At 60.0% G+C, this 10,053-nt stretch carries 10 protein-coding genes; 6 read left to right on the forward strand and 4 right to left on the reverse strand.

What is annotated here, in order from left to right:
* Window positions 1-168 precede the first annotated feature (168 nt).
* Both AC1D1Z_RS29740 and AC1D1Z_RS29745 read right to left on the reverse strand, forming a co-directional pair.
* A complete protein-coding gene (locus tag AC1D1Z_RS29740) occupies window positions 169-1,602 on the reverse strand; it encodes a glycoside hydrolase family 15 protein (protein WP_477852495.1) in 1,434 nt (477 codons plus the stop codon).
* Between the two features lie 306 nt (window positions 1,603-1,908).
* On the reverse strand, window positions 1,909-2,253 hold the full coding sequence (locus AC1D1Z_RS29745) for a helix-turn-helix domain-containing protein (RefSeq protein WP_018245423.1): 345 nt from the start codon (window positions 2,251-2,253) through the stop codon (window positions 1,909-1,911).
* 182 nt (window positions 2,254-2,435) lie between these two features.
* Between AC1D1Z_RS29745 and AC1D1Z_RS29750 the strand changes: the two genes are divergently transcribed.
* Entirely contained in the window at window positions 2,436-3,074 is a 639-nt protein-coding gene (locus AC1D1Z_RS29750) for an acyl-homoserine-lactone synthase (protein WP_018245422.1), read from the forward strand.
* Between the two features lie 163 nt (window positions 3,075-3,237).
* Complete coding sequence (locus tag AC1D1Z_RS29755; protein ID WP_018245421.1) at window positions 3,238-3,963, forward strand: helix-turn-helix transcriptional regulator; 726 nt, start codon at window positions 3,238-3,240, stop codon at window positions 3,961-3,963.
* Between the two features lie 16 nt (window positions 3,964-3,979).
* On the opposite strand, the gene AC1D1Z_RS29760 is transcribed toward AC1D1Z_RS29755, so the two are convergent.
* The gene (locus tag AC1D1Z_RS29760; RefSeq protein WP_003550368.1) at window positions 3,980-4,444 is read right to left on the reverse strand and encodes an Lrp/AsnC family transcriptional regulator; all 465 of its coding nucleotides are present in this window, start codon (window positions 4,442-4,444) and stop codon (window positions 3,980-3,982) included.
* Between the two features lie 126 nt (window positions 4,445-4,570).
* On the opposite strand from AC1D1Z_RS29760, the gene alr reads away from it, so the two are divergent.
* The 3 genes from alr to AC1D1Z_RS29775 all read left to right on the forward strand — a co-directional run bounded on the left by alr (window position 4,571) and on the right by AC1D1Z_RS29775 (window position 8,087).
* The gene (alr, locus tag AC1D1Z_RS29765; protein WP_018245420.1) at window positions 4,571-5,704 is read left to right on the forward strand and encodes an alanine racemase; all 1,134 of its coding nucleotides are present in this window, start codon (window positions 4,571-4,573) and stop codon (window positions 5,702-5,704) included.
* A 29-nt stretch (window positions 5,705-5,733) separates the two neighbouring features.
* Window positions 5,734-6,984: a D-amino acid dehydrogenase gene (locus AC1D1Z_RS29770; protein WP_018245419.1), complete on the forward strand. Its 1,251-nt coding sequence runs from the start codon at window positions 5,734-5,736 to the stop codon at window positions 6,982-6,984.
* A gap of 83 nt (window positions 6,985-7,067) precedes the next feature.
* Window positions 7,068-8,087, forward strand: a complete 1,020-nt coding sequence (locus AC1D1Z_RS29775) for a helix-turn-helix transcriptional regulator (protein ID WP_018245418.1) — start codon at window positions 7,068-7,070, stop codon at window positions 8,085-8,087.
* Window positions 8,088-8,171: 84 nt separating this feature from the next.
* On the opposite strand, the gene aptA is transcribed toward AC1D1Z_RS29775, so the two are convergent.
* Window positions 8,172-9,506 carry an omega-aminotransferase AptA gene (aptA, locus tag AC1D1Z_RS29780; RefSeq protein ID WP_018245417.1) on the reverse strand — a complete coding sequence of 445 codons (1,335 nt, stop codon included), beginning with the start codon at window positions 9,504-9,506 and terminating at the stop codon, window positions 8,172-8,174.
* Window positions 9,507-9,649: 143 nt separating this feature from the next.
* Between aptA and AC1D1Z_RS29785 the strand changes: the two genes are divergently transcribed.
* Window positions 9,650-10,053, forward strand: a 404-nt coding sequence (locus AC1D1Z_RS29785) for a helix-turn-helix domain-containing protein (protein WP_477852496.1), incomplete at its 3' end; no start/stop codon positions are given.

Here is a 10,053-nt window from a genome sequence, read left to right on the forward strand (position 1 = left end):
ATATCGTAGTCGTCAGACGTAGCAACGGTCTTGGCATCGGCTTTTATCGCGGATTCGAGGGGAAAAAGCACGTTGGTCCTCCATTATTCCCGGAAAGCCCGCATCAGGCTTTGCGGATCATGCCGTTCTGGATTCAATCGAGATTTCAGGCCGGACGGCCCGAAATCGTCATGACCTCGCGCCGCGGGAGTTTCGGGGTTTGGATTTGGCAGCGGCCGGGGCGGCGGCGGAGCGGGCTCTGACTGCCGAGAGAAAGGAGGCGTAGCTCCAGGTCAGATTCCGGACGCTTTTCTCGTAGCCAACGGTTCCATCGAACTGTTCGCTCAGCTCATAGTGATCGCTGTGATAGACGATGGCGCGCAGCATGCCGTCGGACGAAGCCCGCAAGGCAGCGGACGCGTCGGCGGCGCTGCTGGATGCGCCAAGTCCCAGTTCCGCGAAGAAGGGTTCGGAGAATTGATCGATGGGGATGGCGCCGCTGGCCGCGATGGCATTGGCGAGCCGGTATTGAAACTCGGCGAAGTTGGCGGTGCACAGAGCCCAGGGATGCCCACCGACCACCGGGGCCGCCACATCGCCATCGTAATGGTCGCCTGGATAGCGCCCGAAGAGTGGTCCGAGCCCTTTGGCCGCGTCGGCGCCATTGATCGGGTAATAGTTCGAAGATGAAGGATCGGCCCACTGGCGCCGCAGGATGGCCGCCGTTGCCAGAAGCTTGGTATCGGTCGGCTCGATCCCGCCATAGCAGACCGAAGAGACGATATCGATATTCGCGTCGTAACCGGCTTGCTCCGCGGCGTCCAGAATGCTCACATAGAGCTGCCCGTTCCAGTGGGTGGCCAGCTGGCTTTCCAGCCAGGAGATGGCATCGGCCACCCCGGCAGACACGGCAATACCGATCGTGTTTGTGGAAATTTCCCGGAAAAAGCGCAGCTGTACGGCTCTTGCGAAAAAGGAATAGCCCTCATATTCCTCCCAGAGATTTGTGGTCTTGTTCTGGTAAACTTCGAGAAGATAAGAGAGGTTTGTCTCGACCAATTGTTTGGCGATCGTCTGCGTGGCGCCATCCAGCTGATCGAACAAGGTCAGGATCGCAATCGACTGAATAGCCGGCCCGTCATTCTGCTCCGACCACGGACGAACCTCGCCGGTGATGGTGAAGCAGGCATGGCCAAGTGTGACGGTCGCGGAATTCTTCGCATTCGCCTGGCAGAGTGCGRCGAAGTTCACGTAGTCGACCAGGCTCGGCAAAACCCCGCCCGGAACGGGCAGCAAGCCGGCAAGCGCGATCTCGATGGCCGTAATGGCTCCGTCGCGGACCCAGTTGAAAACATAGTCCTGGTCGACACCCGGCGTGTTCGCGGGATAGGAGGGGGCGGCGATGACGCAGCCGGGGGCCGAAAAGACGCCGGGCGATGCCGGATCCTCGATGACATAGCCATCGCTTGTGATGTTGCGCATCATCAGAAGAGAAAAATAGCGCGACAATGCAACCAGATCGGTCTGCGCGAAGGCAGGCTGCGGTTTGACTGCAGGCGCAGTGGCGCCGATATGGGCCGGGTTCGCCCCTGTCATTGACTGACTCCAAAGCGCAACTGTCATTGACTGACTCCAAAATCGGTTGAGACTTGCTGGGACCAGATCGAGGAAATATTCCGGATCCGGATGGGAGAAATATTGCGGCCTTGCGCACAGCGTATTGATAGGTTCACGTCAAAAGCCGACGCCAACGACCCTTCTGCGTTGAGAGTGAAAACAAGGTCTCTGCGGCGGCGAGGGCAGGGCGGGCTGGCCGCCCTGTTGTGCCGCCGTTGAAGCTTTAACTAGAAAGATCGTCGACGATCTGCTTTTTAGCAACCTAAACGTGTTGACCTCAGGTCAAAAAATCTCACAGAATTGCGCTTGGCGTTACGGGTGCTCAGGAGGGATGGATTCGACCAGCCCAGCGAGATTGGACCGTGTTGCCGCAGACCGGTTGCGCAACGCCAGAACCATTTGCAATTCCGTGGCGGAGATCGCGCTGTTCCTATGCCAGTCCATGGTGCCCCGCCCGAGCAGCAGCCAGTCGAGGGAGACATCCAGCAGGTCGGCGAGCGCGCAGGCGCTTTCCAGCGAGGTATGGCCACCATTCTGCCAGCGGGAGACGGCGGCGACGGACACGTCTAGTTCGGCCGCCAGGGCGTGAACTTTCCGGAATTTGCCCCGGGATATCGCCTCTCGAATACGTTTGCCGCGTGCCATGTCGTGGGTCATCAAGAATCCTCCCGTTGGTTGCGTTAAAATTGGCAATTACCAAGAGCTTTCGATCGACGAACATCAGAAACTTCTTATGAAAGGGGAAGGCAAAGCGAAGCACCGGTCAACCTGGTGAAATATCCAGATTGCGCCCGGTCGACCTCCTGTTGTGAAACGTCAGCACATCAGGAGGGACGGATATGTTGCGGATACTCACCAAAGACATGCTCGAGACCGATCGACGTGCTTTCGATGAAATGTTCCGGGCACGCGCCGCCGTTTTTCGCGATCGGCTAGGATGGCAGGTCGATGTCCGGGACCAGTGGGAAAGGGACCGATACGACGAGGCGGAAGATCCCGTCTATCTCGTCACGCAACGACCTTCCGGCACGCTGACGGGTTCGCTGCGCCTGCTGCCGACCACAGGAGCGACGATGCTCAAAAGCGAGTTCCGGCATTTCTTCGATCAGCCTATCGACGTCGATAGCCCGACGACCTGGGAATGTACCCGCTTTTGCATTCATCCGCTCGCCGGACAGATAGACCAATCGCGCACGGTCGCCACCGAACTGCTCTCAGGGCTTTGCGATCTTGCGTTCGACACGGGTATCGAAAGCATCGTCGGCGTCTATGATGTCGCAATGGTCGGGGTGTACCGCAGGATCGGCTGGAGGCCGACGCCGCTTGCCCGATCCCGGCCCGAGATCGGCAAGCTGTATGTCGGACTATGGGACGTGACGGCGGACAATTGTCGGACACTTCGGGCCAACCTGTCTCGACTTCTGGAGCAAGCCTCTCCCAATCCTGCCAGAGCTCTCGCCGATAGCGGCATGCGGTAAGCGTCGTCGCTGTTCTGCCGCCCAGCAGTGGGATAGGTCTCGCCAGCTCTTTAACCTGTTCTTCACATCGCGCCATGGTTGCCATAAAATATGCTGTTCTCGGCAACCGCGAAATGTTACCACTGCGAGCAGTCAGGAAAACACGCAACCACGAGTCCATCTCATGCTGAGCAGTTCTCGTTTTTTCTACAGTTTGGACCGAATTTCCGCATCGCCGACATTGCGGGATCTCGAAACGACGCTGGATGAAGTCCGCCACATCTATGCGATATCGCACATGGTTCTGCATGTGACCCGCTCCTCGGGGGCGACGGCCAGCAATCCATTGCTGATGTTGACCTACCCGCCCGAGTGGGTGAAGCAATATCTTGAGCGGGACTACTTCAGCATCGATCCCGTCGTGCGCCTCGGCCGGCGCGGCTTCCTGCCCGTGGAATGGTCTGCGTCTAAATGGGATTCAGGCCAGGCATATGGCTTCTTCAAGGAGGCTATGGCCTTCGGTGTCGGCCGGCAAGGCGTTACCCTGCCGGTGCGCGGACCTCACGGAGAGCGATCACTGTTTACGGTGACCTCCAATCACCCGGACGCCTACTGGCGACAGTTCCGCATGGACAGCATGCGCGACCTCCAGTTTCTCGCCCACCATCTTCACGACAGGGCAATGGTTCTGTCGGGGATGAGAAAAATAACCGATTTTCCGCAATTGTCGCGCCGCGAACTGCAATGTCTTGAGATGACGGCCAATGGCTTGCTCGCGAAGCAGATTTGCGCCCGCCTGTCCATTTCGGTAAGCGCGGTGCAGCTCTATCTCGCCTCGGCGCGGCGGAAGCTGACCGTCGCCACGACGAGCGAAGCGGTCGCCAAGGCCACGGCGCTCGAACTGATATAGGCTTGAAGATCGCGGTTCAGCGCCGGCCCCTCGTGCGCGTCGCCAGAACATTGCGGATCGAGAAGCTGGAATGGATCCTGAGGACGCCGGGCAAGGTCGAAAGGATCTCTTTGTGGATCCGCTCGAACTCGCCCGCATTGGCAACCTCCACCCGCAACAGATAGTCCGAGCCACCCGTCATTAGAAAACATTCCCGGATCTCGGGATGCCGGCGAACCGCCGCCTCGAGGCGATCAAGATAGTCCTCCGTCTGGCGCTCTAGGGTGATGTTGATGATCACGGCGATCATCTCATCTGCATTGCCGGTGTCGACCAGCACCGTATAGCCGCGGATCACGCCTGATTTTTCCATGATCTTGATGCGCCTGAGGCAGGCCGAGGGAGAGAGGCCGATCTCGGCGGCGAGCTTGGCGTTGCTCATGCGCGCATCGAGGCGCAGCAGTCTCAGGATATTGCGATCGATCGCGTCGAGAGCGGGCATGAGAGATTGTTCCAAAGTTTCGTTGATGATGCGGTTAATAAGCAAATCAAGCAATAATCGACTACTGAATGATAGGCAATTTCGCTCATTATTTCATAAACTCCTTGAAATCGAAAAGGGGTGGACATGGATAGCGATATTTTGGCTTCCCGCACACGCATCGCTACGACCGCGCAGGGAGCCACGGGCTATCTGACGATCGATCTTGCCGCCCTCGGCCGCAACTATCGCAAGCTGGTATCGATGCTGGGGCCGGTCCGTGCGGGCGCCGTCGTCAAGGCCGATGCCTATGGCCTCGGCGCCGAGCGGGTCGCGAGAACGCTCTACGGCGAAGGTTGCAGGCATTTCTTCGTCGCCCAGTTTGTCGAGGCCGTGAGGCTCCGGCCGGCTCTTGCGCAGGACGCTCAGGTTTTCGTGCTGAATGGCTTGCAGCCGGGCAACGAGATCGCCTGCGCCGAGATGGGCATCGTCCCGGTTCTCAATTCGCTGGCGCAGTGGCGGCAATGGTCGGCGGCTGCGCGCATTCTGAAGCGCTGCCTGCCTGCTGTCCTGCAGTTCGACACCGGCATGTCGCGGCTCGGTTTTCCCAGGGAAGAGCGAGCAGAGCTGGCCGCGGCCCTTCGCGATGGCACCAATGTCGAAATCCTGTTCATCATGAGTCATCTGGCGTCGGCCGATGACATGGATAGCGAGCAGAACGGCGAGCAGTTTGCCGAGATGTCCCGTATTGCCGATGAATTTCCGGGCTTCGACATTTCCTTCGCCAATTCCGGCGGCGTTTTCCTGGGCGAGGCCTATTACGGCGTGCTCGCCCGCCCCGGCATCGCGCTTTATGGCGGCGCTCCGAACGCCGGCGAGAAGAACCCGATGGAGCCGGTCGTCAGCCTTGATGTCGCCGTCGTGCAGACGCGCAGCGTGCCGGCGGGTGCTAAGGTCGGCTATGGCGGCGCGCATGTCACGCAACGCGAAACGCGTCTCGCCACCATTGCCGCCGGCTATGCCGATGGGTTGCCGCGGAGCCTCAGCGACTGCGGCGCCGTTTATTTCAAGGGCATTCGCCTGCCGATCGTCGGCCGCGTGTCGATGGACAGCGCGACCGTCGACATATCAGCGCTGCCCGAAGGCGCTCTGACCTTCGGTAGCCTTGTCGAAGTGCTAGGCCGCCATCAGACGCTCGAGGACATTGCCCGCGACGCCGGCACCATTTCTTACGAAATCCTAACCGGCCTGGGCGATCGTTATCACAGGCAATATCGCTGAGAGCCGGCGGCTCCATCATTGGGAACATCATGAAGGTCATCGTTCTAGGAGCCGGCATCGTCGGCGTCACATCCGCTTATCAATTGGCCAAGGCCGGCCATGACGTCACCGTCGTTGACCGGCAGTCGGGTCCGGCGCTGGAGACGAGCTTTGCCAATGCCGGGGAAGTCTCCTTCGGCTATTGCTCGCCATGGGCAGCGCCCGGCATTCCTATGAAGGCCATGAAGTGGCTGTTCATGAAGCATGCGCCGCTCATCCTGCGCCCGAAGTTAGACATGGCTATGCTCTCCTGGATGGCAAGGATGCTGTCGAACTGCACCTCCGAGCGCTATGCGATCAACAAAAGCCGCATGCTGCGCCTTGCCGATTACAGCCGCATCGCGCTCGCCGAACTTCGCGCGGAGACCGGCATCGCCTATGACGAACGCATGCAGGGAACCCTGCAGCTGTTCCGCACGCAGCAGCAGCTCGAGGCCTCGGCAAAGGATGTCAAGGCGCTGGCTGCCGACGGCATTCCCTATGAGGTGCTGGACCGGGACGGCTGTGTCCGCTTCGAACCGGCGCTCAGGCACGTGCGCGACAAGATTGTCGGCGGTCTGCTGACGCCGAAGGACGAAACCGGCGATTGCTTCAAGTTCACCAATGCGCTGGCTGCCAAGGCCGAGGCGCTCGGCGTCCGCTTCGCTTACGGAACGACGATCAAGGCGCTGGATGTCGAAGCCGGCCGGGTGCGTGGGGTCATCACCGATCGTGAGCGGATGAGCGCGGAGGCGGTGGTGATCGCGCTCGGCAGCTATTCGCCGCTGCTGCTCAAGCCGCTCGGCATCCGGCTGCCGGTCTATCCTGTCAAGGGCTATTCGCTCACCATCCCGATCACCGATGCGTCGCGCGCGCCGGAATCGACCGTCATGGATGAGACCTACAAGATCGCGATCACCCGGCTCGGCGACCGCATCCGCGTCGGCGGCATGGCTGAAATATCAGGCTATACCAATGATCTCGGCTTGGCCCGCCGCAGCACGCTGGAACATTCAGTTACCGATCTCTTCCCCGGTGGCGATATTTCCAAGGCCTCCTTCTGGTCCGGCCTGCGGCCAATGACGCCTGATGGCACGCCGGTCATCGGCCCGACAAAAGTCGCCGGCCTCTTTCTCAATACTGGCCACGGCACACTTGGCTGGACCATGAGCACCGGTTCGGCGCGGCTCATCGGCGACCTCGTCAGCGGCCGCCAGCCGGAAATCGACGCGAGGGATCTCGCAATCAGCCGCTACGGCTGAAACCGCCCGGGTAACGCAAAACAAGATGAGCATGATTGCGCAAATCCATTATCACTTGTGAACATCGTCTTTAGAGGTCCCGTATGTCGGTTAATTCTCATATCCAGAACAATGGCGGCCTCACCCGACAGCTGGCGGCGCAGAACATGTCGTTTCGGGAAACGGCGCACAGCGGAACAGACCCGGACGAGCTCTCGGAGATATTGTCGACACCAAACTCCCCGATCAAGGTTTCGGCGGAAGGCAATATGCCCATTGCATTCCACTGCAATTTCATCTCCGTCGGAGAGGTAGCAGTTGCCGACTGCACCTATGAAGGCACGGTTCTCGTCAGGCGGGAGGCGCCCTGCGACAGGATGATCGTTTTTCTGCCGATGGAGGGAAACGCATGCTTCGACGGCATGAGGGAGCAAATATATTCGGTTCCCGCTCGTGGCACGATCCTTGAAGCAGGTCGTGCCACAGGTGCTCGCCTGTTTGGCCCCCGCCGTCATTTCGGCCTGTTCATCGATCAGGCAAAGATCATCAGCCACCTCACGCAGATGTTCGAGCGAACGATCAGCGGCGATATCGATTTTCATCCTCACATCGATCTGACGGCCGGCCCGGGGCTTGTATTGCAGCAGCTTGTCTCGAGCCTCCATCGCGGCCTTAGCGGCAACGGGCCGCTGCAACGGTCGCCGCTGGCCGTCGGCTCGCTCTTCGACGCGGCGGTCTACCTGCTTCTGGAAAGCTGCCCCAATCGCTATTCGAACCAGCTTGCGCTCCCTGCTCCGGCACCAGCCCCACGCCATGTGAAATGGGCGATCGACTTCATGCAGGAACACATCGCCGAGCCGATTTCGCTCAACGATATCGCGATGGCCGCCAAGGTAAGCGTTCGCACTCTGCAACAGGGTTTTCGGCAGTTCAGGGATACGACTCCGATGGCCTACCTGCATGAACTTCGCATGGCCGCGGCCCATCGCGATTTGCTCGCGTCTGATGCGAAGCAAGGCATTGCCGACGTCGCGCTCAGATGGGGATTTACGCATCTGGGGCGGTTTGCTGCCGAATACAGGAAGCGTTTCGGCCAACTACCGTCACAGACCTTGAAGCGCTGAGCTCCGTCTCGGTGTGCCGGATGGTTCCGTCGACGATGGACCAGGCGTCCGATCGCCGACGGGAGCGGCACGCGGGATGCGGATCTATGCCGCGCGCTTCAGGGCATCGCCAAGTGTCGAAACAATTCTGTCGATCTGGGTTTTCTCGATAATGAGCGGCGGGGAAAGGGCGATAATGTCGCCGGTCACCCGGATCAGCAGGCCCTTGTTGAAGCAGTCGACGAAGATTTCGTAGGCGCGGGTTCCCGGCGCGCCGTCACGAGGAGCCAGTTCGACTGCGCCGACCAGTCCGAGATTACGGATGTCGACGACGTGAGGGAGGCCTTTCAGCGAATGGAGGGCCTCTTGCCAATACTCGGCCAAATCGGCTGCGCGGGTCAGCAGGCCTTCCTCCTCGTAGATCTCCAGAGTAGCGAGCCCGGCCGCGCAGGCGACCGGATGGCCGGAATAGGTGTAGCCATGGAAGAGTTCGATCGCATTATCAGGTCCGACCATCAGGCCGTCATAGACCTTGCGGCTGGCAAAGACCGCGCCCATCGGGATCGTGCCGTTGGTGATGCCCTTTGCCGTGGTGATCAGGTCGGGCACGACGCCGAAGTAGTCGGTTGCGAAAGGCGTGCCGAGACGCCCGAAGCCGGTGATGACCTCGTCGAAGATCAGCAGGATTCCGTGCTTGTCGGCGGTTGCGCGCAGCTTCTCCAGATAGCCCTTCGGAGGCAGAACGACGCCTGCCGATCCCGACATCGGCTCGACGATGACGGCCGCGATGGTTTCGGCGCCGTGCAACTGCACCAGGCGCTCGAGATCGTCCGCCAGTTCCACGCCGTGAGCGGGAAGGCCCTTTGAAAATGCATTGCGCCCGATGTCGAGCGTATGGCGCATATGGTCGGCCGGTATTTGCGGGAAGACCCGCCGGTTGTTGACGAGACCGCCAACGGAAATGCCGCCGAACCCGACGCCATGATATCCCTTCTCACGCCCGATGATCCGCGTGCGGGTGCCCTGGCCGATCGCCCGCTGATAGGCGATGGCAATCTTGAGCGCCGTATCGACCGATTCCGAGCCTGAGCCGGTGAAGAAGATCCTGTCGAGCTTGGCTTGCGGGCCGCCCGGCGCGTTCGCAGCCAGCTTCGAGGCAAAGTCGAAGGCGATCGGATGCCCCATCTGGAAGGTCGGTGCATAATCCAGCGTTGCAAGCTGTCGTTCGACGGCTTGGGAAATCTTCTTGCGGCCGTGGCCGGCATTGCAGCACCAGAGCCCGGCCGTGCCGTCAAGCACCTGATTTCCATCGATGTCGGTGTAGTACATTCCCTCGGCTGCTGCGAGAAGCCGCGGTGTGGCCTTGAATTGCCGGTTCGCAGTGAACGGCATCCAGAAATTTTCAAGTACGGGTGCGTTCGTTTTGCTGAGCTGGTCCATCCTGGCCTCCTTTGGGGTGGCGCCGAGAATGGCAATTTCTCCCTTTCAAACAAGTCCTTTTCTTTGTCGGCGCAAACTGTTGAAATTCAAAGGATGTAAAGATATAATTTTGGATATTCTGGACAACACAAACGAACCGCATCATGTCAGTCGATATCGGCAACCGTCTTCGCCATCTCCGCATCGCCCATAAGCTTTCCCAGCGTGAGCTCGCCAAGCGCACCGGAGTGCCCAATTCGACGATCTCGCTGATCGAATCGAACGCCTCCAATCCCTCGGTCGGAGCCCTGAAGCGAATTCTGGACGGCATCCCCATCGGTCTGGCGGAATTCTTCGCCTTCGAGCCCGAGCGTCCAAGGAAGGCCTTCTATGCCGCCGAGGAGCTGGTGGAGATCGGCAAGGGCGCAATCTCCTACAGGCAGGTTGGGGAAAACCTGTTCGGACGCAGCTTGCAAATCCTCAAGGAATGTTACCAGCCGGGCGCCGACACTGGAAAGGTTCCCCTTGTTCACGAGGGCGAAGAAGGCGGGATCGTGCTCTCGGGAAG

Source organism: Rhizobium sp. P1_E1, from assembly GCF_056406015.1.

Bases quoted from the DNA above. Each gene is read 5' to 3' on its own strand.
- AC1D1Z_RS29745 (WP_018245423.1), bottom strand. From the start codon at position 2,253: ATGACCCACGACATGGCACGCGGCAAACGTATTCGAGAGGCGATATCC.
- AC1D1Z_RS29750 (WP_018245422.1), top strand. From the start codon at position 2,436: ATGTTGCGGATACTCACCAAAGACATGCTCGAGACCGATCGACGTGCT.
- AC1D1Z_RS29755 (WP_018245421.1), top strand. From the start codon at position 3,238: ATGCTGAGCAGTTCTCGTTTTTTCTACAGTTTGGACCGAATTTCCGCA.
- AC1D1Z_RS29760 (WP_003550368.1), bottom strand. From the start codon at position 4,444: ATGCCCGCTCTCGACGCGATCGATCGCAATATCCTGAGACTGCTGCGC.
- alr (WP_018245420.1), top strand. From the start codon at position 4,571: ATGGATAGCGATATTTTGGCTTCCCGCACACGCATCGCTACGACCGCG.
- AC1D1Z_RS29770 (WP_018245419.1), top strand. From the start codon at position 5,734: ATGAAGGTCATCGTTCTAGGAGCCGGCATCGTCGGCGTCACATCCGCT.
- AC1D1Z_RS29775 (WP_018245418.1), top strand. From the start codon at position 7,068: ATGTCGGTTAATTCTCATATCCAGAACAATGGCGGCCTCACCCGACAG.
- aptA (WP_018245417.1), bottom strand. From the start codon at position 9,506: ATGGACCAGCTCAGCAAAACGAACGCACCCGTACTTGAAAATTTCTGG.